Origin of the sequence: Deferrisoma camini S3R1, from assembly GCF_000526155.1 — a bacterium.
Lineage (GTDB): Bacteria > Desulfobacterota > Deferrisomatia > Deferrisomatales > Deferrisomataceae > Deferrisoma > Deferrisoma camini.
On sequence record NZ_JAFN01000001.1, the window covers coordinates 2,727,234 to 2,749,214 of the forward strand.

The 21,981-nt window shown below is 71.2% G+C and carries 27 protein-coding genes; 15 read left to right on the forward strand and 12 right to left on the reverse strand.

From position 1 onward, the window contains the following. Nucleotides 1-58: 58 nt before the first annotated feature. From DEFCA_RS0112000 to ybgF, 10 genes are all read right to left on the reverse strand, one after another. Nucleotides 59-439, reverse strand: a complete 381-nt coding sequence (locus DEFCA_RS0112000; protein ID WP_025323263.1) for a YraN family protein — start codon at nucleotides 437-439, stop codon at nucleotides 59-61. Further along, nucleotides 436-1,092 carry a ribonuclease HII gene (locus DEFCA_RS0112010; protein WP_025323264.1) on the reverse strand — a complete coding sequence of 219 codons (657 nt, stop codon included), beginning with the start codon at nucleotides 1,090-1,092 and terminating at the stop codon, nucleotides 436-438. The genes DEFCA_RS0112000 and DEFCA_RS0112010 overlap by 4 nt, the downstream gene beginning before the upstream one ends. A 16-nt stretch (nucleotides 1,093-1,108) precedes the next feature. Further along, entirely contained in the window at nucleotides 1,109-1,456 is a 348-nt protein-coding gene (rplS, locus tag DEFCA_RS0112015) for a 50S ribosomal protein L19 (RefSeq protein ID WP_025323265.1), read from the reverse strand. Between the two features lie 269 nt (nucleotides 1,457-1,725). Then, entirely contained in the window at nucleotides 1,726-2,304 is a 579-nt protein-coding gene (locus DEFCA_RS0112020; protein ID WP_025323266.1) for an RNA methyltransferase, read from the reverse strand. After that, nucleotides 2,291-3,034, reverse strand: coding sequence for a tRNA (guanosine(37)-N1)-methyltransferase TrmD (trmD, locus tag DEFCA_RS0112025; protein ID WP_025323267.1), 744 nt, complete (start codon nucleotides 3,032-3,034; stop codon nucleotides 2,291-2,293). Before trmD ends, DEFCA_RS0112020 begins: the two co-directional genes overlap by 14 nt. Continuing rightward, a complete protein-coding gene (rimM, locus tag DEFCA_RS0112030) occupies nucleotides 3,031-3,546 on the reverse strand; it encodes a ribosome maturation factor RimM (protein WP_025323268.1) in 516 nt (171 codons plus the stop codon). The genes trmD and rimM overlap by 4 nt, the downstream gene beginning before the upstream one ends. A gap of 18 nt (nucleotides 3,547-3,564) precedes the next feature. Next, complete coding sequence (gene rpsP / locus DEFCA_RS0112035) at nucleotides 3,565-3,846, reverse strand: 30S ribosomal protein S16 (protein WP_025323269.1); 282 nt, start codon at nucleotides 3,844-3,846, stop codon at nucleotides 3,565-3,567. Nucleotides 3,847-3,908: 62 nt separating this feature from the next. Further along, complete coding sequence (gene ffh / locus DEFCA_RS0112040; RefSeq protein ID WP_025323270.1) at nucleotides 3,909-5,267, reverse strand: signal recognition particle protein; 1,359 nt, start codon at nucleotides 5,265-5,267, stop codon at nucleotides 3,909-3,911. A gap of 87 nt (nucleotides 5,268-5,354) precedes the next feature. Then, nucleotides 5,355-6,410, reverse strand: coding sequence for a LysM peptidoglycan-binding domain-containing protein (locus tag DEFCA_RS19545; protein ID WP_025323271.1), 1,056 nt, complete (start codon nucleotides 6,408-6,410; stop codon nucleotides 5,355-5,357). A gap of 2 nt (nucleotides 6,411-6,412) precedes the next feature. After that, nucleotides 6,413-7,114, reverse strand: a complete 702-nt coding sequence (gene ybgF, locus DEFCA_RS20755) for a tol-pal system protein YbgF (protein WP_169709567.1) — start codon at nucleotides 7,112-7,114, stop codon at nucleotides 6,413-6,415. A 328-nt stretch (nucleotides 7,115-7,442) separates the two neighbouring features. Here ybgF and DEFCA_RS0112055 point away from each other — a divergent pair, with 328 nt between their 5' ends. The 10 genes from DEFCA_RS0112055 (at nucleotide 7,443) to DEFCA_RS0112100 (ending at nucleotide 14,707) form a co-directional block, all read left to right on the forward strand. After that, the gene (locus tag DEFCA_RS0112055) at nucleotides 7,443-8,075 is read left to right on the forward strand and encodes a redox-sensing transcriptional repressor Rex (RefSeq protein WP_025323273.1); all 633 of its coding nucleotides are present in this window, start codon (nucleotides 7,443-7,445) and stop codon (nucleotides 8,073-8,075) included. Nucleotides 8,076-8,086: 11 nt separating this feature from the next. Then, a complete protein-coding gene (locus tag DEFCA_RS0112060) occupies nucleotides 8,087-9,304 on the forward strand; it encodes a glycosyltransferase family protein (protein WP_025323274.1) in 1,218 nt (405 codons plus the stop codon). A gap of 27 nt (nucleotides 9,305-9,331) precedes the next feature. After that, complete coding sequence (locus tag DEFCA_RS0112065) at nucleotides 9,332-9,700, forward strand: response regulator (RefSeq protein ID WP_025323275.1); 369 nt, start codon at nucleotides 9,332-9,334, stop codon at nucleotides 9,698-9,700. Between the two features lie 84 nt (nucleotides 9,701-9,784). Continuing rightward, entirely contained in the window at nucleotides 9,785-10,396 is a 612-nt protein-coding gene (locus DEFCA_RS0112070) for a deoxynucleoside kinase (protein ID WP_025323276.1), read from the forward strand. 327 nt (nucleotides 10,397-10,723) lie between these two features. Beyond that, nucleotides 10,724-11,332 carry a Maf family protein gene (locus DEFCA_RS0112075; RefSeq protein ID WP_025323277.1) on the forward strand — a complete coding sequence of 203 codons (609 nt, stop codon included), beginning with the start codon at nucleotides 10,724-10,726 and terminating at the stop codon, nucleotides 11,330-11,332. 141 nt (nucleotides 11,333-11,473) lie between these two features. Continuing rightward, a complete protein-coding gene (locus DEFCA_RS0112080; protein WP_029734000.1) occupies nucleotides 11,474-12,172 on the forward strand; it encodes a YggS family pyridoxal phosphate-dependent enzyme in 699 nt (232 codons plus the stop codon). A 441-nt stretch (nucleotides 12,173-12,613) separates the two neighbouring features. Next, nucleotides 12,614-13,423: a pyrroline-5-carboxylate reductase gene (gene proC, locus DEFCA_RS0112085; RefSeq protein WP_025323279.1), complete on the forward strand. Its 810-nt coding sequence runs from the start codon at nucleotides 12,614-12,616 to the stop codon at nucleotides 13,421-13,423. A 194-nt stretch (nucleotides 13,424-13,617) separates the two neighbouring features. Continuing rightward, nucleotides 13,618-13,917 (forward strand): YggT family protein, encoded by a 300-nt coding sequence (locus DEFCA_RS0112090; RefSeq protein WP_025323280.1) that lies wholly within the window; start codon nucleotides 13,618-13,620, stop codon nucleotides 13,915-13,917. Between the two features lie 12 nt (nucleotides 13,918-13,929). After that, on the forward strand, nucleotides 13,930-14,427 hold the full coding sequence (locus DEFCA_RS0112095; protein WP_025323281.1) for a DivIVA domain-containing protein: 498 nt from the start codon (nucleotides 13,930-13,932) through the stop codon (nucleotides 14,425-14,427). Then, complete coding sequence (locus DEFCA_RS0112100) at nucleotides 14,420-14,707, forward strand: DUF167 domain-containing protein (protein ID WP_029734002.1); 288 nt, start codon at nucleotides 14,420-14,422, stop codon at nucleotides 14,705-14,707. The genes DEFCA_RS0112095 and DEFCA_RS0112100 overlap by 8 nt, the downstream gene beginning before the upstream one ends. Here DEFCA_RS0112100 and DEFCA_RS0112105 read toward each other — a convergent pair. Beyond that, nucleotides 14,661-15,122, reverse strand: coding sequence for a DUF488 family protein, N3 subclade (locus DEFCA_RS0112105; protein WP_169709568.1), 462 nt, complete (start codon nucleotides 15,120-15,122; stop codon nucleotides 14,661-14,663). The genes DEFCA_RS0112100 and DEFCA_RS0112105 overlap by 47 nt on opposite strands. Before the next feature lie 69 nt (nucleotides 15,123-15,191). Here DEFCA_RS0112105 and DEFCA_RS0112110 point away from each other — a divergent pair, with 69 nt between their 5' ends. From DEFCA_RS0112110 to DEFCA_RS0112130, 5 genes are all read left to right on the forward strand, one after another. Continuing rightward, nucleotides 15,192-16,040, forward strand: a complete 849-nt coding sequence (locus DEFCA_RS0112110; RefSeq protein ID WP_029734003.1) for a DMT family transporter — start codon at nucleotides 15,192-15,194, stop codon at nucleotides 16,038-16,040. Between the two features lie 618 nt (nucleotides 16,041-16,658). Further along, nucleotides 16,659-17,912 carry a CysS/YqeB C-terminal domain-containing protein gene (locus DEFCA_RS20760; protein ID WP_025323285.1) on the forward strand — a complete coding sequence of 418 codons (1,254 nt, stop codon included), beginning with the start codon at nucleotides 16,659-16,661 and terminating at the stop codon, nucleotides 17,910-17,912. Continuing rightward, entirely contained in the window at nucleotides 17,897-18,916 is a 1,020-nt protein-coding gene (locus tag DEFCA_RS24250) for a GNAT family N-acetyltransferase (RefSeq protein ID WP_025323286.1), read from the forward strand. The genes DEFCA_RS20760 and DEFCA_RS24250 overlap by 16 nt, the downstream gene beginning before the upstream one ends. Continuing rightward, nucleotides 18,916-20,103 (forward strand): glycosyltransferase, encoded by a 1,188-nt coding sequence (locus DEFCA_RS0112125; RefSeq protein WP_051463246.1) that lies wholly within the window; start codon nucleotides 18,916-18,918, stop codon nucleotides 20,101-20,103. Before DEFCA_RS24250 ends, DEFCA_RS0112125 begins: the two co-directional genes overlap by 1 nt. 13 nt (nucleotides 20,104-20,116) lie before the next feature. Continuing rightward, nucleotides 20,117-20,836, forward strand: a complete 720-nt coding sequence (locus DEFCA_RS0112130) for a PIG-L deacetylase family protein (protein ID WP_029734005.1) — start codon at nucleotides 20,117-20,119, stop codon at nucleotides 20,834-20,836. Here the strand turns inward: DEFCA_RS0112130 and DEFCA_RS20765 are convergent. Further along, nucleotides 20,791-21,453 (reverse strand): histidine phosphatase family protein, encoded by a 663-nt coding sequence (locus DEFCA_RS20765; protein WP_025323289.1) that lies wholly within the window; start codon nucleotides 21,451-21,453, stop codon nucleotides 20,791-20,793. The genes DEFCA_RS0112130 and DEFCA_RS20765 overlap by 46 nt on opposite strands. Between the last annotated feature and the right edge of the window lie 528 nt (nucleotides 21,454-21,981).

A 21,981-nucleotide genomic window follows, 5' to 3' on the forward strand; every position in this document is an offset into this window, starting at 1 on the left:
GGATGTCAGGAGGCGGGGACCGGCGATGGGCTCCCGGCGGGGCCCCTCCGGCGCGGGGTCACCACCCGTCCTCCACGGCCTCGAAGGCGTTCTCGAACACCTCCACCGTGGGGCTCGGGCCGTCCCAGCGCACGGCCACCACGTCGAAGCGCATCGGCGCCCCCTCGAGCCGCCGCTCCTTCGCGAAGTACTGGGCGAGGCGGGTGAGCTTGCGGCGCTTGCGCCGGTCCACGGCCTCGTGGGGGGCTCCGTAGGCCTGGCCGGCCCGGGTCTTCACCTCGAGGAACACCAGGGTCCGGCCGTGCAGGGCCACGCAGTCGATCTCGCCCAGGGGGCACCGGTAGTTGCGCTCGAGGATCCGGTACCCCCGGCGGCGAAGCACCTCCACCGCCAGATCCTCCCCGGCCTGGCCGAGTCGGCGGGTCCTCCGCGCGCTCACGACGTCCCGAACAGGCCCTGCTGGACCGGCAGGGCCCCGGCGAGCTCCCGGACCCCCCGGAAGGTGAGCCGGTGGGCCGGGCTGGGCCCCAGCCGGGCCAGGGCCTCGCGGTGGGCCGCGGTGGGGTAGCCCTTGTGGTCCTCGAACCCGTATCCCGGGTACCGCCGGCCCAGCTCCGCCATGAGGGCGTCCCGGTGCTCCTTGGCGATCACCGAGGCGGCCGCGATGGCGAGGCTGCGGCCGTCGCCCCCCACCAGGGTTCGCTGGGGCAGATCGAGGGGCAGGGGGTGGACCCCGTCCACCAGGAGGAGGTCGGGTTCCAGCCCCAGGTCCGCCACGGCCCGGCACATGGCCCGGAGCGAGGCCCGGAGGATGTTCGTCCGGTCGATCTCCTCCGGCGTGGCCTCGCCGACTCCCACGGCAACGGCTGCCTCGCGGATCCTGGGCACCAGCTCGGCCCGGGCCGCCGGCCGCAGCTTCTTGGAGTCGTCCAGGCCTGGGATCCGCACCCCCGGGGGGAGCACCACGGCCGCGGCCACCACCGGCCCGGCGAGCGGGCCGCGGCCCACCTCGTCCACGCCGCACACCCGCCGGGCCCCGGAGGCGTACGCCTCCCGGTCGGGTGTTCCCAGGGGCTCGCGGACCCGGCCCAACCCGGGGCTCCCGTCCCTAGTGGGTGCGCAGTTCCTTGAGCCGCGCCGCCTTGCCCCGCAGGGCCCGCAGGTAGTAGAGCTTGGCCCGACGCACCTTGCTGCGGGAGACCACGTCGATCTTCTCGATCAGGGGGCTGTGGACCGGGAAGGTCCGCTCCACGCCGACCCCGAAGCTCACCTTGCGCACCGTGATCGTCGAGCGGACCCCCCCGCCCTTCTTGGCGATCAGCACCCCCTCGAACACCTGCGTGCGCACCTTCTGCCCCTCCCGGATCCGGTAGTGGACACGCAGCTTGTCGCCGGGGCGCAGGTAGGGGACGTCCATCCGCATCTGCTCGCGTTCCAGCATGTCGATCACGTTCATGGCTGACTCCTTGTTACTTCGGGCCTCCGGCCCGCGTGAAGGCTGGAAAGCTGGAAAGCTGGGAGGTTGAAACGCTCCCAGCAACTTCGGTCGTCGGTCTACGGTCAACGGTCTGGGGTCTTCGGCCCGCCGGGCGGCTAGGCGGCCCGGCGGCTCCCGGGCCTCGACACCAAAGCCTCGGGGGCATGGGGCCTGCTGGAGCGCCCGCCCAACGGCCCGAGATCCCCGGAATTTCTCTAGTTTCTAGTCTCTAGTGTCTAGTCTCTAGCCTACGTCGATCCCTCGCGCATCCCGAACAGCCGGTCCACCACGATCGAGGCGGCGGAGCGCACCGAAAGGTGGTTGTACCCCGTGCCCGCGTCCACCGGCTCGAGCACGTCGTCGCACGCCTCGTACGCCTCGGGGGCCAGGCCCCATCCGGTCCCGAACACCACCAGTCCCCCCGCACCCGGCTCGGCCAACCGCTGACGGGCCGCCGCGAACCCGACCCGCCCCCCCTCCCGGCGGGCCGAGGTGGCGAGCACCCAGGGCCGGCCGCCCCACCGCTCCGCCAGGTCGGCCACGGCCTCGCCCAGGCCGCTCACCAGCCGGACCCCTTCCAGGGCCCGGCGCCGCCAGGGGTTGGTCCGGCCCCCAGCCCCCTGCACCCAGTGGCGGAGCAACCGCTCCAGCAGCTCGGTCTGGGCCCGAAGGGGGGTGACCACGTACAGCCCCGCCAGCCCGTAGGTGGCGGCCAGCCGGGCCAGGTCGTGCACGTCCAGCGGCGTCACGGCCGTGGCCACCACCCCACCGGTGCGGTCGAGCACGGGGTGGTGCACCAGGGCCAGGGCCGCGCTAGCCCTCGTCAACGGTCTCTCCCCGCAGGACCCTCCGGGCCAGTTCCCGCTCCTCGCCCGAGAGGTCGGCCCGCTCCAGGAGGTCCGGCCGGCGCCGCGCCGTGCGGATCACCGCCTGCCGCCGCCGCCACGCGGCGATCTCGCCGTGGTGGCCCGAAAGCAGCACGTCGGGCACCCTCAGCCCCCGGAACTCCCTGGGCCGGGTGTACTGGGGATACTCCAGCAGGCCGGCCGACAGGCTCTCGTCCTCGGGCGAGGCGGCATCCCCCAGCACGCCGGGGATCAACCGGGCCGTGGCCTCGATCACGACCCAGGCCGCGGCCTCCCCCCCCATCAACACGTAGTCCCCCACCGACACCTCGTCGTCGCAAAAGGCCCGGATCCGCTCGTCGAACCCCTCGTACCGGCCGCAGACCAGGGTCAGGCTGCCGGCGCCGGCGAACTCCCGGGCCACCTCCTGGCAGAACGGCCGGCCCTGGGGCGTGAGCAGGACCACCCGGGTGTCCGCGTCGGCCCGGCGCACATGCTCGATGGCGTCCACCACCGGCCCGGGCTTCATGACCATGCCCGCGCCGCCGCCGAAGGGGTAGTCGTCGGTGACCCGGTGGCGGCCCTCGCCGAACGGCCTGAGATCCACCAGGTCCACCCGGACACGGCCCTCTGTCACGGCCCGTCCCAGGATCCCCTCATCCAGGGGGCCGCGGAAGAACCCCGGAAACAGGGTGACGACGTGGACGGTCAGTCCCAGAGGCCCTCCGGCACCCGCACCACGATCCGCCCCGCCTCGGGGGCGATCTCCAGGACCCATTGTCTGACCACCGGGAGCATCCATTCCCGCCCTTGCCCGCTCCGGATCACCAGCACGTCGTGGGCGCCCGAGTCGAACACGTCGACCACCGTGCCCAGGATCCGGCCCTGTTCGTCCGCCACCTCGCAGCCCGGCAGGTCGGCATGGTAGTACTCGCCCTCATCCAGGGGGGGCAGCTCGGCCCGGTCCACGTACAGCACCGCGTGGGTCAACTCCCGCGCGGCCTCGGGGGTGTCGTACCCCTCGAACTTGACGAGCACGAACCGGCCGTGGAGCCGGTGGTGCTCCACCCGGATCGGCTCCGGCCCCCGGCCCCGATCCACGTAGAAGCGGGTGTATCCCTGGAGGCCCCGGGGCAGGTTTCCCCGGGGGTCGACCCGCACCTCGCCCCGCACCCCGTGGGGCCGGCCGATCCGGCCGACGGCGACGTGGCGGACCCGGGTCACGGCAGCCGCACCGGGAACTTACGAGCCCGAGGCCTCCGGCCGCTTGGCGTGGGCCTTGGCCCACACGCCGGTCTTGCGCAGCAGGCTCACCACGGTGTCGGAGGCCTTGGCCCCGTTCTCCAGCCAGTACAGGACCCGGTCCTCCTTCACCTCGATGGTGGCGGGATCGGTCAGGGGGTTGTAGGTGCCCAGCACCTCCAGGAACCGCCCGTCCCGGGGGGCCTCGGAAGGCGCCGCCACGATCCGGTAGAAGGGGCGCTTCTTGGCGCCGTGGCGAGCCAGTCGGATGCGTACAGCCATGGGTTTCACTCCTCACGAGGTTCGATCACGGCCGGGCCCATGGGCCCGGCCCCGTCACGCTCTCACACCGGAAGGCGGGGCATCCAGCCGCCCCGCCTCTTTTTCTTCTTGCCCCCGCCCTTGCGGCCCACCCCGAGCACGCCCATCCGCTTCATCATCTTCCGGGCGTCCTGGTAGCGACGGATCAGGCGGTTCACATCCTCGACCCGGGTGCCGCTGCCCCGGGCAATCCGGCGGCGGCGGCTCGCATTCAGGATCTCGGGCCGGCGACGCTCCTCCGGGGTCATGCTGTCCACGATCGCGATCACCCGCACGAGCTCCCGCTCGTCCACCCGCAGGTTCTTCACCTGCCCCATTCCGGGCACCATCTTGAGCAGGTCCTCCAGGCTGCCCAGCTTGCGCAGCATGCGCAGCTGGTCCCGGAAGTCCTCCAGGGTGAAGCGGTTGGACCGGAGCTTCTCCTCCAGCTCCTTTGCCGAGTCCTCGTCGATGGCCTGCTCGGCCTTCTCGATGAGGCTCATCACGTCGCCCATGCCCAGGATGCGCGACGCCATCCGCTCGGGGTGGAACACCTCGAGGGCGTCGAGCTTCTCGCCCACGCCCACCAGCTTGATGGGCCGCTGGGTGACGGCCTGGATCGACAGGGCCGCTCCCCCGCGGGCGTCGCCGTCCGCCTTGGTCAGGACCACCCCCGTGATGCCCACGGCCTCGTCGAACGCCTTGGCCACGTTCACCGCGTCCTGGCCGGTCATGGCGTCGGCCACGAGCAGGATCTCCCGGGGATCCAGGAGCTCCTTGAGCCGGCGGAGCTCGTCCATGAGCTCCTCGTCCACGTGGAGCCGCCCCGCGGTGTCCACGATGACCGTGTCGTACCCGCCCTTGCGGGCCTCCTCCAGGGCGGCCCGACAGATCTCCACCGGATCCTGATCGGGGCGCGAGGGGTACACGGCCACGCCCACGTCCGACGCCACCTTCTGGAGCTGGTCGATGGCCGCGGGCCGGTACACGTCGGCCGGCACCAGATAGGGATCCCGGCCCGCCCGGCGCTTCAGGTGGAGCGCCAGCTTGCCGGCCGTGGTCGTCTTGCCCGAGCCCTGGAGCCCCACCAGCATCACCGGCACCGGGGGCTTTCCGGCCACGTCCAAGGGGGCCACGTGCTCGCCCATCATCCGGACGAGCTCGTCGTGGACGATCTTGATCACCGTCTGGGCCGGGGTGAGGCTCCGCATCACCTCCTGGCCCTGGGCGCGTTCCCGCACCGCCTCCACGAACCGGCGCACCACCCGGTAGTGCACGTCGGCTTCCAGGAGCGCGAGGCGTACCTCTCTCAGCGCCGCCTGGATGTCCTTCTCGCCCAGGCGACCCTTGCCCCGCAACGAACGGAACACGCCGCTCAGTTTTTCGGACAGCGAATCGAACATGCGCAGAAGCCCCGGCCCGAGCGCACAACTCGAGCGTCCCCCGGATTTTTCGGAAACGGGAACTATAGGGAAGGCGTCAAGAAGGTGTCAAGGAGAAACGCCCGCAGCCAGGAACCGATCCCCGGGCTCCAGGCCCACACGGCTCTCCACCACCACGGCCGACGAGGTCTTGTCCTCCACCCCGATCACCACGGCCCGGGCCAGGGGGCTGCGCAGGTCCACCATCCCCTGGGCGCTCCGCCTGGCCTCGCTCGCCGGGAACTCCACCACGAGACCCCGCTCGACCCCATGGATCCGCCCCCGGTCCAGAAAGATCAGGTCCTGCTCCCCGTACACGCTGCGGTCGGGCTCTCCCCGCAGGACCACCCCCTCCAACCCCCGGGTGGTGGGCACCGCCGCCACCTCCACCGCGGGCGGCCGGTAGGCCATGACCCCCGCCCCGTTCTCCACGGCGTCGTACCCCTCCACGATCCTGGCGACGGCCCGGCCTCCGCCGGACGAGACCACCTCCAGATGCGCCAGGATCCGGACATATCGGCCCATCGGCTCGCCGTTGCTGGGGTGGAGCACCTCCTGACGGTCGTCGAACGCGGTGAGCCGGGTGCCCGGTGCGGGTGCCCGCCCGGAGGCCCAGGCGATCTCGATCTCCTCACCGGGGGCGTAGACCACCTTCCGCTGGGAGCGGGTGTCCACGGTGCCCAGCCGGGGCAGGGGGTGGGACGAGATGAAGTCCTGGGTGCGGGCCCGGGCGAACCGGTACACGGGCCGGGCGGCTCCCTCCGCCCCCGCGGCCGGGGTGCCCCGCTGCGGGGCCGGCGCCCCGGCGGCCTCGGCCATCGTCCCAGCCCCTTGGGCGGGCGTGAGCCGTTCCACCGGCAACCGGACGATTCGGGGCTCCGGCCGGGCCGGCCGGCCAGCGGACCGGTCGAACCGGATCTCTTCGCCCGGGAAGATCCAATGGGGGTTGCGGATGTGGGGGTTCATGGCCCACAGCTCGGGCCACAGGGACGGATCGTTCCACTGCCGCCCCGAGAGGTCCCACAGGGTGTCCCCGGGCGCCACCCGATAGGAGGGCTCGGCCGCGCCCACGGTCAGGGCTGTGCACACCCACACCGCCGCCGCACAAACGATCCGTGCCTTCACGGTCAGTCCTCCTCGCCCTGAAGCCGCCTTCGCGCCTCGCGGGCCGCGTCCGCCTGGGGGTACCGCTCCACCACCCGGGTCCAGAACACCCGGGCCTTGTCCGCCTCGCCCAGCCGGTCGTAGGCCAGCCCGATCTTCAGCAGGGCGTCGGGCGCCTTGGGCTCGTGGCCGTAGCGGTCCACCACCTTCTGGAACTCCACGATCGCCTGCTCGTACTGGCCCTGGGAGTAGTAACACTCGCCGATCCAGTACTGGGCGTTGTCCGCGTACTCGTGGTCCGGGTAGCGCTGAACGAACTCCTCGAAGTCCAGGATGGCCGCGCCGTAGCGTCCCTCGCGGTACGCGTTGAACGCCCGGCGGTACAGGTCGGCCGGCGCGGACAGGTCGGTGCGGGGCTCGGGCGCGGCCTGGGGCGGCTCGAGCTTCACCACCTTGAGCCGGGGCTCGGGCGCGGCGACCGGTTTCTTTTCGGCCACCCGCTCCAACGACTCAAGCCGGGCCTCCTGGGCATCGAGCCGCTCCCGCAGCCCCAGGAGGACCCGATTCATCTCGTCGAGCCGCAGCTCCAGCCGGGCCCTTCCTTGCTCCAGCTCCCGGACCCGGGCCTCCCAGGCCGGCGGCTGCTCCTTGGGCGGCGCGGCGGCGCACGCCCCCAGCCCGAGCACCACGACCGTTGCAGCAACAGACTTCGTAGCGGTGTTCACGGGTTCCCGACCTCCCGATCGAGGGTGATCCCATCGGCCCCGGCGTGGCCGGCGGCGCACCGGGACGCGCATACCATACCACCGGCCTTCTCGTCCACCAAGAACGCGGGGTTTGACAACGGCGTTTGTTTGTTATTACGCTTCACAAGCGACCGACGATCTTCGAGCCTGGATGATTCACGAGCGTTCGTCGCGAAGCCGGCGATGGTGCTTTCCGGTCGGGACGATGCCGAGGTGCGAGCAGGCTCCGGACCCCCTGGAATCGGGGCCTCGGCAGAAGAGCTCACGGATCATCCGGGCCGCCCCCAGCGGGGAAGGAGCGGGATCCATGCAAAGCCCCAAGGTTCCCGAAGCCACCATCAAGCGGCTCTCGATCTACATGCGGGTGCTCAAGGATCTGGAACGGAAGGGGGTCGAGGTAATCTCCAGCGCCGAGCTGGCCGATATATGTGGGGTCAACGCGGCCCAGATCCGCAAGGACCTGACCTATTTCGGGGAGTTCGGGGTGAGGGGGGTGGGCTACTACGTGAAGGAGCTCCACTTCGACATCCGAAAGGTGCTGGGCCTGAACCAGAAGCGCAACATCGCGCTGATCGGCGTGGGCAACCTGGGCCGGGCGCTGGCGAGCTACCGAAGCTTCACCGAGCACGGGTACGTGTTCGTGGCCGCCTTCGACGTGGACCCGAAAAAGGTGGGCACGTTCCTGCCCACCGGGGTGCCCATCGAGCATCTGGACGAGCTGCCCCGGGTGGCCCGCGAGAAGCACATCGAGATCGCGATCGTCACCACCCCGGCCGAGGCGGCACAGGATGCCGCCGATGCGGCGGTGCGGGCCGGCATCAAGGGGATCCTGAACTTCGCGCCGGTCCAGATCAGCGTGCCGGAGCACGTGAAGGTGAAAAAGGTTGACCTGACCACGGAGTTCGATAACTTGGTGTATCACCTGTCATCCGGAGCGTAGGGACGGACACGATGGCCGACTGGATCCTGGAAAACCCCGAGAACGTTTCCGAAGCCGACATCGTGGTCGGCATCCCCAGCTACAACGAGGCCGATGCGATCGCGTTTCCCACCCAGCAAGCGTCCTTGGGCCTGCAGGAGTACTTCAAGGGCTACCGCACGGTGATCGTCAACTGCGACAACGCGAGCACCGACAACACCAAGGACGCGTTCTTCAACGCCCCCTGCGAGGTGCCGCGGATCTACGTGTCCACCCCGCCGGGGGTAAAGGGCAAGGGCAACAACTTCCGGAACCTGTTCCGGTTGGTGACGGAGCTGGGCGCCCAGGCCGTGGTGGTGGTGGACGCAGACCTCAAGAGCATCACCCCCAGGTGGATCAAGGCCCTGGGCGATCCGCTCCTGGACGACTTCGGGTTCGTGGCGCCCCTGTACCTGCGCCACAAGTACGACGGCACCATCACGAACAACATCGCCTACCCTCTCACCCGGTGCCTCTACGGTCGGCGGGTGCGCCAACCCATCGGCGGCGACTTCGGGTTCTCGGGGGAGCTGGCCCGATTCTACCTGGAGCACGAGACCTGGAACGACGACGTGGCCCAGTTCGGCATCGATATCTGGATGACCACCCTGGCCATGTACTTCCGCAAACCCATCACCCAAGCGTTCCTGGGCCGGCCCAAGATCCACCGGCCCAAGGATCCGGCGGCGAGCCTGGGGCCCATGTTTCGCCAGGTGGTGGGGACCATCTTCCACCTGATGGAGCCGTTCGCCCCGTTCTGGCGCGAGGTTCGCCGCAGCCGCCCCACGGCGATCTTCGGCTTCGGGCTGGGCGAGACGGAGCAGCCGCCGCCGGTCAACGTGAACGTGGACGCCCTGTACGAGAAGTTCCGGGACGGAGCCGATCGCTACGACGCCGCGTGGAAGGAGGCCCTCGCGCCGGCCACCTACGCCAAGCTCGCCGAGGTGCGGCAGCTCGAGCCCGCCCACTTCGAGTTCCCGATCCCCCTGTGGGCCCACGTGCTCTACGACATGGCGGTGGCCCACCGCGACCGGGTGCTGCCGCGGGAGGAGCTGCTGGACTCCCTGGCGCCCCTGTACTTCGGCCGCACCCTTTCGTTCGTGCGGTCCACCGAGGGGATGGCGCTCCGGCAGGCCGAGGAGTACGTGGAGGACCAGTGCCTGGTGTTCGAGGACGCCAAGCCGTACCTGGTCGAGCGCTGGGGCGCCTGACCCGCATCCGTCGGAAAGGAGGAGGACGTGGCCCGGATCCTGATCGTGGACGACGAGGAACACATCCGCACCCTCTACACGTTGGAGCTGGAGGACGAGGGGCACGAGGTGTACGCCCTGGAGAGCGGGCGGAACATCGTGGAGCACGTGGAGTCGTTCCGCCCGGACGTGGTGATCCTGGACATCAAGATGGTGGACGTCAGCGGCCTGGACGTGCTCCAGGAGATCCGCAACCGGTTCTACGACCTGCCGGTGATCCTGTGCTCCGCCTACGGCTCGTACAAGGGGGACATCAAGAGCGTGGCCGCCGACTACTACGTGGTGAAGTCGTCCGACCTGACGGAGCTCAAGCGGAAGATCGAGCAGGCCCTCGAGGCGAGGATCCCCCAGGACTGACCCTTCCCGGCGCCCGGCGCGCACAGGCCGGCCCCCGGGGGCCGGCTTTTTTGCTGCGCCACCCTCACCCCAGCGGACATCCCCATGGTCAAGTACATCGCGGTGGCGGGCAACATGGGCAGCGGCAAGTCCAGCCTGGTGGAGTTCCTGTGCCGCCGGTACCCAGAGATCCGTCCGTTCTACGAGCGCAACGCCGAGAACCCCTACCTGGCCGACTTCTACCGGGACATGGACCGGTGGGCGTTCCACTCCCAGGTGTACTTCCTCACCCTCAAGTTCCGGGTACACCAGGAGCTGGACGCCTGCCCCCAGACCGTGATCCAGGACCGCACCATCTACGAGGACGCCGAGATCTTCGCCGAGAACCTCCACCGACGGGGCCACCTGACCGGCCGGGACTACCGGGCCTACCGCCTGCTGTACGAGACCATCCGCGCCAGCCTCAACCCGCCGGACCTGCTGATCTACCTGAAGTCGAGCATGTCCACGATCCGGCGACGCATCCGTCGCCGGGGTCGGGACTACGAGCAGGCCGTGGACCCGGCCTACCTCCGGGACCTCAACCGCCTGTACCGGTCCTGGATCCGACGCTACGACCTCTCGCCGGTCCTGGTGATCGACGCGGACCGTCTGGACTTCATCCACGATCTGGTGGACCGGCTGGAGGTGCTGGAGACGATCGAGCGGTACCTGTAGTACCACGTTGCGCTCAAATCCACTGGACCCCTGGGCCGAGGGACCTGCCGGAGAGCCGGGTGCGGCTCCTCAGCTCGCCGCGCAGCGCCTCTGACGCTCGGACCCCGAAATGATTCGGATTCCACCGAGTTGCCATGAGACCAGCTCTTCGGTTTCGTGCCTGCGCGGCGAGCCTTAGTGCCCGGCTTCGCGCACGGCCGGAGGCAGGTCCCTTTCTCCGCCCCGACGAGAACTCTCGGTTTGAACGCAACTCGGTATAGCCCCGCTCCAGCGCTTGACAGTTTTTTCACCCATCGTCTAGCGTTGCCCGCTACGGAGAGGAGCCGGATGCCCCGACTCGTTCTCGCTTCCGCCTCGCCCCGCCGCCGCGAGCTCCTGGCCGCGGCGGGGATCGACGCGGCCGTGTTTCCCACGGGGGTGGACGAGACCCTGCCCCCCGACACTCCCCTGGAGGAGGGCCTCCGGAAGGTGGCCCTGCGCAAGGCCCGGGCGGCCCGGGACGAGTTCCCGGCCGACTGGATCCTCGCGGCCGACACGGCGGTGGTTCTCGACCGGCGGGTGCTCGGAAAGCCGGCGGACCGGGAAGAGGCCGCCGCCATGCTCCGGGCGCTCTCGGGCCGGAGCCACCGGGTGATCACGGCCGTGGCCCTGCTGGGCCCCGGGGGAGCCGGGGCCGCTCGGACCTGCACCACCCGCGTGTGGTTCCGGCCCTTGGACGAGGAGCAGATCGCGTGGTACACGGCCCTGCCGGAGCCCTACGACAAGGCCGGGGCCTACGCGATCCAGGGCAGCGCGGCAGGGTTCGTGGAACGGATCGAGGGCTCGTACACGAACGTGGTGGGGCTGCCCCTGGCGGAGACCCTGGAGATGCTCGGAGGGACGGGCCTCCTCCCCTGGGAGGCCCCTCGGGCCCCTGCGGGGCCGTCTAGAGACTAGAGACTAGAAAAAGCAAGGGCTTCGGACCGTTGGGCGGGCGCTCCGGCAGGCCCCACGCCCCCGAGGCTTTGGTGTCGAGGCCCGGGAGCCGCCGGGCCGCCCAGCCGCCCAGCGGACCGAAGGCCCGAAAAGGTGATGGAGATGGACCACACAACCGAGATCGCCGAGCGGTACCGGGCCGTCCTGGAGCGGGTGCGGCGGGCGGCCGAGGCAGCCGGCCGCGACCCCCACGGGATCGTGCTGGTGGCCGTGTCCAAGAGGATGGGCCCGGAGCGGATCGAGGCGGCGTACCGGGCCGGGGCCCGGGACTTCGGGGAGAACTACGTCCAGGAGGCCCTGTCCAAGGTGGACCGCTTGCCCCCGGACGCCCGATGGCACATGATCGGCCACCTCCAGTCCAACAAGGCCCGTCGGGCGGTGGAGACGTTCGACTGGATCCACTCGCTGGATCGCCCGTCCCTGGGGGACGCGCTCGAGAAGGCGGCCGCGGCCCGCAACCGCACGGTGGACGTGCTGATCCAGGTGAACGTGGGCGGCGAGGCCACCAAGTCGGGCACCGACGCCGAAGGGGCCCAGGCTCTGCTCGGCCGGGCGGGCCACTGGCCCCACCTGAGGATCCGGGGGCTCATGACGATCCCCCCCTACCGGCCCGACCCCGAGGAGGTGCGGCCGTACTTCCGGGCCCTGCGCGAGCTGCGGGACCGCCTCCAGGCCGGGGCGCCCCCGGGGGTGCGGCTGGAGCACCTGAGCATGGGGATGAGCCACGACTTCCCGGTGGCCATCGAGGAGGGCGCCACCATGGTGCGCGTGGGAACGGCGATCTTCGGGGAGCGGGGGTGAGCCCAGCGGGCCGAAGTTCCTGGGAAGTTCCGGTAGGCGACGAAGCGGCCCGTTAGCGAAACAGGAACTTCTTGCACCCCCGCCCCAGAGTTTCGGCGGCGGGGCATGGGGTCTGTTTCCGGCCGCGCGCGAAGCCGGGCATGAGATTCGCCGCGCAGGCACGGGGCAGCAACAATGGTTTCATGGCCGTGCGGCCGGGGACGAACGGTTTCGCGGTGCGAGCGTTGGAGGCGCTGCGCGGCGAGCTAAGGAGCCGCACGCGGCTCTCCAACAGACCCCATGCCCCCCGACCGTGAGGTGATACCAACGATTGGAAATCAGGTAGGTTTCCAAGCATTCTAGCCTCCTAGCTTTCTAGCGTCCTAGCGGAAGTTACTGGGAAGAGCCTTTCAGCCTTCTAGCGGGCCGACGGCCCGAATCAAAACCGAAAAGGACGTAGCCATGTCAGCACTGCCACGCATCGCAGTGGTCGGGGTCGGCAACATGGGCGAGGCCCTGGTCAGGGGGCTCCTGAACGCCGGGGCCGTCCCGCCGGAGCACCTGGTGGGAGCCGAGAGGGTCGAGGCCCGCGCGAACGAGGTGTCCCAGCGATACGAGATCCGGGTCGAGGCGGACCCGGCCCGGGCGTGCGACGGCGCGGGGATCGTGGTGCTGGCGGTGAAACCCCAGGACCTGGCCCCGGCCCTGGAAGGGATCCGATCGGCCGGCGGCTCTCCCCTGGTGGTGAGCGTGTGCGCCGGCGTCACCCTGGCCCGCCTGGAGCGAGATCTGCCGGAGGGGACCCCGGTGGTCCGGGTCATGCCGAACACCCCGGCCCTGGTCGGGTGCGGCGCCAGCGTATACTGTGCAAACCGGTTCGTCACGTCGGAGCACCGCCGGTGGGTGGAGACGCTCCTGGGAGCGGTCGGCACCGTGCATGCGGTGGACAAGGAGGAGCTCCTCGACACCGTGACCGGCCTGAGCGGCAGCGGGCCGGCGTACGTGTTCGCGGTGATCGAGGCCCTGGCCGACGGCGGCGTGCTGATGGGGCTTCCCCGGCCGCTGGCGCGCCACCTGGCCGTGCAGACCGTGCTGGGGGCCGCCAGGCTGGCCCTGGAGAGCCCGGAGCACCCGGCGGAGCTGCGGGACCGGGTCACCTCCCCCGGGGGCACGACCGCCGCGGGGCTGCGGGAGCTCGAGGCCCGGGGGCTTCGCTCCGCCCTGATCGAGGCGGTGGCCGCGGCCACGGAGCGTTGCCGGGAGCTAGGCTAGTGTCGTGTTTCCGAAATTTCATGGTTTTCCCAGGGGGTGGGGCTGGGGGCCCCTGCTTCGCTGAACGGCCTCGCAGGGGCCGTCGCGTTTCGTCGGAGCCCCCAGCCCCACCGCCGCAATCCGCATACTTTTTTTGCGAAACGGAACACTAGGCTCCTGAGGCCGGGGCTCGACGCTACTCACGGAGGCGACACATGTTCGTGCTGGGCAACTTTCTCCTGGGGCTCGCCCGGGTGCTGGACCTGGTGCTCAACCTCTACTTCTGGGTGGTCCTGATCCGGGCCCTGCTGTCCTGGGTGAACCCGGACCCCTACAACCCGATCGTGCGGTTCCTCCACCGGGCCACGGACCCCGTGCTCTACTGGGTGCGCCGGAGGCTGCCGGTGGTGTTCGGGGGCATGGACTTCTCCCCCCTGATCGTGATCCTGGCCATCTACTTCCTGCGGCTCTTCCTGGTGGGCACGCTGGCCGATCTGGCCCTGCGCCTGCGCTGACGAGGTGTCCCCATGCGCCTGACCCCGGCCGACGTGATGGAACAGACGTTCCGGACCACCTTCCGGGGGTTCGACCCGGTGGAGGTGGACGCCTTCCTCCAGCGGATCGCGGACGAGTTGGAGCACCTTCGGGAGGAGCGGGACCGGCTGGCGCTGGAGCTCGAGGAGGAGAAGAAGGCCCGCCGCACCCTGGAGGAGGCGCTGGCCGCCGCCCGGACCCTGCAGGAGGGGATCCTGACGAAGGCCCGCCAGGAGGCAGAGCTCGTCGAGGCCCAGGCCCGGCAGCGGGCCGACCGGATCCTGGCCGAGGCCAACGAGGAGCTCCTGCGGGTACGGCGCGAGATCGAGACCCTGCGCCAGCGCTGGACCCTGTGGCTCGCCGAGGCCGAGGGTCTGGCCCACACCCTGCTGGCATGGGTGAAGGAGCGCAAGGACCGGCCGCCCCAGGCCCCCGAGCTCATCACGAACTGCGAAGAAGGGTCCGAGGACGATTCCGGTGCCGATGCGTGAGGTCCCCGGCGGGGTGGAGATCGACCTGTGGGTCCAGCCCCGGTCCAGCAAGACGGCGGTGGCGGGCCAACAGGGCGACGCGATCAAGATCCGGGTGGCGGCGCCGCCGGTGGAGGGCAAGGCCAACGCCGAGCTCGTACGGTTCCTGGCCAAGCAACTCGGCGTGCCCCGGTCGGCGGTGGAGGTGGTGCGGGGCGAGACCGGCCGCCGCAAGACGGTCCGGATCGCCGGGGTCACCGCTGCCGACGCACAAGCCCGACTGGGGGCTCCACCCCGGTGATCTCCACCTCGGCCCCGAACCGCTCTTGGGCGATCCGCAGCAGGATGCGGCGGTGGCACGCCTTTGCCGGGCCCTCGTAGCACACGAGGTATACGTCCTCGGTTCCAGACCGGGCCGCGAGCTCTGCCAGGCGCTCCAACGCAGCCCGGTCATTCTCGATCTGACGCCGGAACCTCGCCTCGTAGTCGCACTGCACGAAGGCCCGGTTGTGCGCCGCTTCCGAACCCCGGCCGAGCCGCTTCTCCAGGGCCTTCTTCCTCTCCAGGAACTCCCGGAGCAGCTCGGAAGACGGCGCGAGCTCGTCGTTGCCCCGGCCCCGGTTCACCAGCACCCGCCGGTCCCGTGGGATCCCCAGCCGTTTGAGATCCGCGATGCTCGCCTCCCGCAGCACGTGGTGCGCCTCCTTCCATTGCACGGACCCGCTCCCCCCTCTACACTTGCCTCCCTTTTCCACTTCCACCCCTACTCGCCGGCTAGCCTTTTGATGACCCTCTCCCCCGGCCAGCGGAAAATGGTGCTGGCCACGTTCCTGTTTACCCTGATGGGGATGCTGGTCAAGCATCTCCGGCCGATCCCGGCCCACGAGGTGGTGTTCTTCCGGGCCTGGGTGTCCCTGGTGGCGTGTGGGTGGATGCTCCGCCGGGTCGGCCGAAGCCCCTGGGGCTCCCACCGGGGGCTCCTGCTGACCCGGGGCGCGGCCGGGACCGGGGCCCTGCTGCTGTACTTCTACACCCTCCAGCGCATGCCCCTGGCCACGGCGGTCACGGTGCAGTACCTGTCGCCCCTGTTCACCGTGGCCCTATCGGGCCTGTGGCTACGCGAACCGGCCAGCCGGCGGCAGTGGGGATGGTTTCTGCTCTGTTTCGCCGGGGTGGCCCTGATGAAGGGGTTCGACCCGCGGGTCGGGCTGGGCGTGCTCGGGCTGGGGCTCACGGCCTCGGTGCTCGCCGGGGTGGCCTACAACCTGGTGCGGAGGCTGGCCGGCCTGGAGGACCCCCTGGTGGTGATCTTTTACTTCCCCCTGGTCACCCTTCCGCTGGTGGGCCCCTACACACTGACCCACTGGGTGTGGCCCCGAGGGATGCAGTGGGTGTGGCTGGTGGCCGTGGGGCTGCTGACCCAGGCCGCCCAGGTGCAGATGACCCGTGCCTACCACCTGGAGCCGGCATCCCGGGTGAGCCATCTCACGTACCTCGGGTCGGTGTTCGCCCTGGGGCTGGGCTACCTGGTGTTCGGCGAGAACTTACCCCTCGGCGCCCTGGCCGGCATGGCCCTGGTGCTCCTGGGCCTGGTGCAGGCCACCCGTGCGGGGAAAAGCCCGGATCGGTCCTGACGTCGGTCGTTGGTCGTCGGTCGGGGCCTTCGGCCCGCTAGGCAGCTAGGCGGCCAGGCGGCTCCCGAACCGTTCCAGAGCTCGGGGGCATGCCTGTAACACTCGGAAATCAGATAAGCTTTCAAACCCCATGACGCCCCAGCCTCCCAGCGTCCTAACGGAAGTTACATGGAAGCATCGTCAGGCCCCTGGGGGGCCCTACAACCCGCGGCGTAACCGGACGCCTTCCCGCGGCGGCGGGGGGCCTGTTTCCGGCCGTGCGTGAGTGCAGCATCCGACTTACGCTGCATCCGTCACTCAGCCCGGGGGACGAGGCGTTTCAGCGGATCTTATTGCGAGACTGCCCGGAAGCGAAGCCGACCGGGCACGCGGTGGCTGAGTGCCGGATGCAGCGACCATAGGAGCCACGCCCGGCGCTCCAATAGGCCCCCCGCCGCCGGGTTGGCGAGAGCCACTTGCCCTGGGGGGGCCAGGAGACCGTAGACCGAAGAGCGTGGACCGAAGTTACTGGGAAGCCCCCCTCGTGGCACGCTTGCGCCATCTTGGTAACACGCACGTTTCTGGTATAAGTTGTGGCCTTCCCCTGCATCGCCCCAACGGTCGGGAGACGATCGACGCATGGATTCGTCGCAAACCGAGGACGCACGCCCTCCCCGAGGCGTGGTGGCCCTGATGGGCTCCGGCGAGCTCACCGCCACCATGGTGGAGGTGCACAAGGCGCTGCTTCGCCGGCTGGGTGACCGGCCCAGGGCCGTGTTCCTCGACACCCCTGCCGGGTTCCAGCTGAACGCGGACCAGATCGCGGAGAAGGCCCAAGCCTACTTCCGGGAGCGGGTCGGCCACCCCCTGGGGGTGGCGTCGTTCCGGCGGAAGGGCCTGCCCCCCCTCGAGGTGGCGGAGGCGTTTCGGACGCTGCGGGCGGCCGACTACGTGCTGGTGGGCCCTGGCAGCCCCACCTATGCCCTGCGCCACTGGAAGGGCACGCCGGTCCCGGACATCCTGGTGGAGCGGGTCCGGTCAGGGGGCTGTCTGGCGGCCGCCAGCGCGGCGGCGCTCACCGTGGGTCGGTACACCCTGCCCGTGTACGAGATCTACAAGGTAGGCGAGGAACCCGCCTGGGTCGATGGCCTCGACCTGTTGGGCCGCCTCGGCCTCGATCTGGTGGTGGTGCCCCACTGGAACAACGCCGAGGGCGGCACCCACGACACCCGGTTCTGCTACATGGGCGAGCCCCGGTTCCGGGCGCTCGAGGCCCAACTGCCGCCTGCGCAAGGGATCCTGGGGATCGACGAGCACACCGCGGTGATCCTGGACTTCGGCGCCGGTCGGGCCGAGGTGCGGGGGCTGGGGGCCGCGACCCTGCGCCGGGACGGGCGGGAGAGTCGGTTCCCCAGCGGCCGCGCGTTTCCGTTGGAAGCCCTGGGTCCCGGTGCGGCTCCCGGCGAGGCGGTCCCCATCGACGCCGCCCCGCCGGAGCCCGGGCCCGCGGCCGGGCAGCCCGGTTTCTGGGATCGGGTCCGCAGCCTGGAGGAGGCCTTTCACCGGGCCCTGGCCGACGGGGACGCCCGGGGCGCGGTGCAGGCCGTGCTGGACCTGGACCGGTGGGTGATGGAGGCCTCGGACGAGTCCGACCGGGTCGAGGCCCGGGAGGTGCTCCGGGAGGCCATGGTCTCCCTGGGCGCGGAGCTGGCGACGAGGCCGGCCAGCCGGGAGGCGTGCCTCGCCCCCCTGGTGGAGGACCTGGTCCGGGTTCGGGAACGGTTCCGCCGCGAGGGGCGGTGGGCCGAGGCCGACGCCCTGCGCGAGGCCCTGGGCCGGACCGGCGTCACGGTGGAGGACACCCCGGAGGGGCCCCGGTGGCGGTGGGAATGACGGGCACGGCCGAGGCACGCCAAGCCCGAGGGCCGGTGCGGGTTCGGGAGCTGGACCCGCCGTCGGTGCGGGCCGAGTGGAGGACGTGGGGGCTCGAGTGGCCCGCGGCCTTCACCGCGCCCCCGTGGGTCTCGGCCTGGGCCGAGACCCTGGGCTCCGACCGGGAGGTCCGGTGGCTCGTGACCGAGGAGGCCGGAGCCCCGATCGGCGCGGTCCCGCTGGTGATCGCGGGGGACACGGCCCAGGTGGCCGGCAGCCCGGACGTGTGCGACCACCTGGACCTGGCCGCCCGGCCGGGCCGGCAGGCCGAGGTATGCCGGGCCCTCGCCCGGTTTCTGGCGCACAGGGGCGTTCGCCGACTCGACGCCGAGGCGGTGCGGCCCGACGCGCTCCTGGTCCGGGGCTGGAGGGCCGCGGGGCTGCCCGTGGACCTCCCCGGGGTGGCGGTCACCGTCGAGATGGACCTGCCGGCCTCGTGGGACGGCTACCTGGAGCGCCTCTCCAAGCACGATCGGCACGAGGTGCGCCGGAAACTGCGCCGCCTGGAGGAGGCCGGCCCGGTGGTCTGGCGCCGGTCCCAGGACCCGGCCGCCGACCTTCCGGTGTTCCTGCGCCTGTTCCGGGACAGCCGGCCCCGGAAGCGGGCCTTTCTGACCCCCGAAAGGCTCTCGTTCTTCCACCGGCTCGCGGCCGCCTTGGCCGCAGACGGGGTGCTCGACCTGGGCATCCTCGAGGTGGGGGACCGGCCGGTGGCCGCCACCTTCGGGTTCTCGTGGGCGGACACAGCGCATCTTTACAACAACGGGTTCGACCCCGCCTGGGCCGACCGCAGCGTCGGACTCGTGGCAAAGGTCCTGTCGGTGCGCGACGCCATCGAGCGGGGCATGGCACGCTACACCTTCCTACGGGGGGACGAGCCCTACAAGTTCCGGCTCGGCGGCCGCGCCGTGCCCCTCCTGGGGTTCCGGGCCCGGTTGAGCCCCTCGGGCGGGGGGGATCGCTGATGCGGCCGTCGCTGTGCATCGCCCTACTGTGCCTCCACTCCAGCCCCCTGGGCTCGCTGGGGGCGCGGGACACCGGGGGCATGAGCGTGGTGGTGCGGGAGACCGCCCGGCACCTGGCCCGGGCGGGTCACCGGGTGGACGTGTTCACCTCGCCCCCGGGATCCCGGGGGGCTGGGGTCCGGGTGCTGGCCCCGGGGGTGCGGCTGGTGGAGCTCGAGCCCGGGGTCCCCGCCCGGGCCGGCAAGCTGGCCCTCCGGGCCCGGGTGCCGGAGGTGGCAGCCGCGGTGGAGAGGTTCCGGAGCCGCGAAGGGCTCGCCTACGACCTGGTCCACAGCCACTACTGGCTCTCGGCCCTGGCCGGCGAGCGGCTGGCGGCCCGGTGGGGCGCTCCCCACGCGATCACGTTCCACACCCTGGCCGCGGTCAAGAACCGGCTCGGCTGCGGCGAGGACGAGCCCCGGGTCCGCCAGGAAGAGGAAACCCGGCTGGGCCGGACGGCCGACCGGGTGATCGTGCCCAGCCTGCGGGAGGCGGGGGAGCTGGAGCGGTGCTGCCCGGGCGCGCCGGTGCAGGTGGTTCCCTGCGGCGTGGACCCGGCGAGGTTCCGGCCCGTGGCCCCGGCGTCGAGGCCGCACCGTGGGCCCCTGCTTCTGTACGTGGGCCGGATCACCCCGGTCAAGGGTCTCGACATCCTTCTGGCCGCGTTGGCCCGGTTGGGGCCGGACACCCACCTGTGGGTGGTGGGGGGCGAGGGCCCGGCCGACGCCGCTCGGGTGGAAGTCTGGGCCCGGGAGGCGGGGGTGGGGGGACGGGTCCGGTACCTGGGCTCCCAGGGCCACGACCGGCTCCCCGCCCTCTACTCGGCGGCCGACGCCGTGGTCGTGCCGAGCCGGTACGAGAGCTTCGGCCTCGTGATCCTGGAGGCTCTGGCCACGGGCACGCCCGTGGCCTCCACCCGGGTGGGGGTGGCCGAGGAGGCGATCCGCCCCGGCGAGAACGGCTGCCTGGCCGACGCGGCCGACCCCGACGCCCTGGCCCAGGCCCTCCGGTCGGCCCTGGCCCTGCCCCGGCTCCCCGACCGGATCCGGGAAAGCGTGGCCCGGTTCTCCTGGGACCGGGTCACCGGGGACCTGGCGGCCGTGTACCACGACCTGGTGCGGCCGGCGCCCCTGGCCGCCTTCTCGTGATTCGGAGGATCCCATGCCCCCTTCCCTTCGACCGCTCGACGTGAGCCCCGTGGACCTGCTGGTGGTGGCGCCCCACCCCGACGACGCCGAGTTCGGCGCCGGGGGCACCGTGGCCCGGTGGACCGACGAGGGCCGAGGCGTGGCCTACGTAGTGGTCACCAGCGGGGAGAAGGGCTCGGCCGATCCGGACGCCGACCCGAGGGCCCTGGCCCGGGTGAGGGAGGCCGAGCAGACGGCCGCCGCCCGGCTGCTGGGGGTGAACCAGGTGGTGTTCCTGCGCGAGCCCGACCAGGGGCTCGAGGACACGCCGGAGTTCCGCCGCGAGATGGTCCGGTGGATCCGGGCCTTCCGGCCGAGGATCGTGGTCACCTCGGACCCGTACCGGCGGTACCTGTGGCACCGGGATCACCGGGTGGTGGGCCAGGTGGTGATGGACGCGGTGTTCCCCTACGCCCGGGACCCCTTGGCCTTTCCCGAGCTCCTGGAGGAGGGCCTGTTCCCCCACAAGGTGGCCGAGGTGTGGTGCTGGGCCAGCGAGGACCCCAACCACCGGGTGGACGTGACCGGGGTGTTCGCGCGCAAGGTGGAGGCCCTGGGCTGCCACCAGAGCCAGCTGGCCGGGCTTCCGTTCGAGGACCCGGCCGCCTGGCTGCGGGCCCGGGCCCGGGAGGCGGCCCGGGGCACCCCCTACGAGCTGGCGGAGGCGTTCCACCGGGCCGTGGCCCTGCCGTAGCCGCCCGCCGGCCCGTACCCGACCACCCGGGCCGAACCGTCCGGCCAGGCGTCCACGGCGAGTACCGAGCCGGGCTGGGGGTAGCCGTCCGTGACGCCGTACCGGTGCAGGGCGGCCTTCCGCCTCGGGTCCGGGTCGGCCCCGGCCAGGCGCAGCACCAGGAACGCCAGGGGGTCGCCGTGGGTCACCGCCACCACCACGCCGCCCGGGTGCGTGCGGGCCGCCCGGCCGAGGAACCGCAGCATCCGCCCGGCCACCTCGGGGGGCTGCTCGAACCCGGGGCCGGCGCCCGTGTAGAAGTCCTCGCCCGCGGCCCGGGCCTCGGCCAGGGGGCGGCCCTCGAACGGGGTGCGCACCTCGTGGAGCAGCCGCGAGATCCTCAGGCGCAGGTTCGGGTGGAACCGCAGGATCTCGGCCGCGGTCTGCCGGGCCCGCAGCAGGGGGCTCGCGTACACGGCGGCCAGCGGTGCGTCCGCCAGCCCCTCCCCCACCTGCCGGGCCTGGCGGCGGCCCTCGGGGCTCAGCCCGAACCGGGGCAGCCGGCCGTACAGGATCCGGCCGGGGTTGTGGACCCGGCCGTGCCGCACCAGGAGAACCCGCGTCGGGGCGTGTTCCATGTCGTCCCTTCCCACTAACTTCGGTCGTTGGTCGTCAGTCGTTGGTCGTCGGTCGAAAGCTCGCCCCGACATCGGAGCCGGGGGGCATGGGGATCAGGGGTCAGAATTCAGAAGCCGGCGGACAGGGAGAAGACTCTTCGGTGCCCCGAGAGGATCCCGCCGGGAACCCAAACTGCTTTGTGGGAGTTCCTGTCTTCTGCCCGCTGAAATTTGGTCCCTGAACCCCATGCCCCGCCGCCAACGCCCCCGGATCACTGAACGTTACTTTTCTTCGTTGCCCGACCCCGCAGGGGCAAAGGGGCGTCCACCTCGTCCCCTTCTTGACGGGTGGCCCCCGCGTCTGTTACCCACACAGGACGATTGGTCTGGGGCCTTCGGCCCGCTGGGCGGCTCTCGAATCGCGCCAAAACTCGGGGGAATGGGGTTTGCTGGAGAGCCAGCCAAACGGCCCGAGGCCACTGGAATTTCTCTAGTTTCTAGTCTCTAGTTTCTAGTCTTTGGACGGCCCCCACAGGGGCCTGTTGGAAC

Bases quoted from the DNA above. Each gene is read 5' to 3' on its own strand.
- rplS (WP_025323265.1), bottom strand. From the start codon at position 1,456: ATGAACGTGATCGACATGCTGGAACGCGAGCAGATGCGGATGGACGTC.
- rpsP (WP_025323269.1), bottom strand. From the start codon at position 3,846: ATGGCTGTACGCATCCGACTGGCTCGCCACGGCGCCAAGAAGCGCCCC.
- ffh (WP_025323270.1), bottom strand. From the start codon at position 5,267: ATGTTCGATTCGCTGTCCGAAAAACTGAGCGGCGTGTTCCGTTCGTTG.
- DEFCA_RS0112055 (WP_025323273.1), top strand. From the start codon at position 7,443: ATGCAAAGCCCCAAGGTTCCCGAAGCCACCATCAAGCGGCTCTCGATC.
- DEFCA_RS0112060 (WP_025323274.1), top strand. From the start codon at position 8,087: ATGGCCGACTGGATCCTGGAAAACCCCGAGAACGTTTCCGAAGCCGAC.
- DEFCA_RS0112070 (WP_025323276.1), top strand. From the start codon at position 9,785: ATGGTCAAGTACATCGCGGTGGCGGGCAACATGGGCAGCGGCAAGTCC.
- DEFCA_RS0112075 (WP_025323277.1), top strand. From the start codon at position 10,724: ATGCCCCGACTCGTTCTCGCTTCCGCCTCGCCCCGCCGCCGCGAGCTC.
- DEFCA_RS0112080 (WP_029734000.1), top strand. From the start codon at position 11,474: ATGGACCACACAACCGAGATCGCCGAGCGGTACCGGGCCGTCCTGGAG.
- proC (WP_025323279.1), top strand. From the start codon at position 12,614: ATGTCAGCACTGCCACGCATCGCAGTGGTCGGGGTCGGCAACATGGGC.
- DEFCA_RS0112090 (WP_025323280.1), top strand. From the start codon at position 13,618: ATGTTCGTGCTGGGCAACTTTCTCCTGGGGCTCGCCCGGGTGCTGGAC.
- DEFCA_RS0112095 (WP_025323281.1), top strand. From the start codon at position 13,930: ATGCGCCTGACCCCGGCCGACGTGATGGAACAGACGTTCCGGACCACC.
- DEFCA_RS0112100 (WP_029734002.1), top strand. From the start codon at position 14,420: ATGCGTGAGGTCCCCGGCGGGGTGGAGATCGACCTGTGGGTCCAGCCC.
- DEFCA_RS0112110 (WP_029734003.1), top strand. From the start codon at position 15,192: ATGACCCTCTCCCCCGGCCAGCGGAAAATGGTGCTGGCCACGTTCCTG.
- DEFCA_RS20760 (WP_025323285.1), top strand. From the start codon at position 16,659: ATGGATTCGTCGCAAACCGAGGACGCACGCCCTCCCCGAGGCGTGGTG.
- DEFCA_RS0112125 (WP_051463246.1), top strand. From the start codon at position 18,916: ATGCGGCCGTCGCTGTGCATCGCCCTACTGTGCCTCCACTCCAGCCCC.
- DEFCA_RS0112130 (WP_029734005.1), top strand. From the start codon at position 20,117: ATGCCCCCTTCCCTTCGACCGCTCGACGTGAGCCCCGTGGACCTGCTG.
- DEFCA_RS20765 (WP_025323289.1), bottom strand. From the start codon at position 21,453: ATGGAACACGCCCCGACGCGGGTTCTCCTGGTGCGGCACGGCCGGGTC.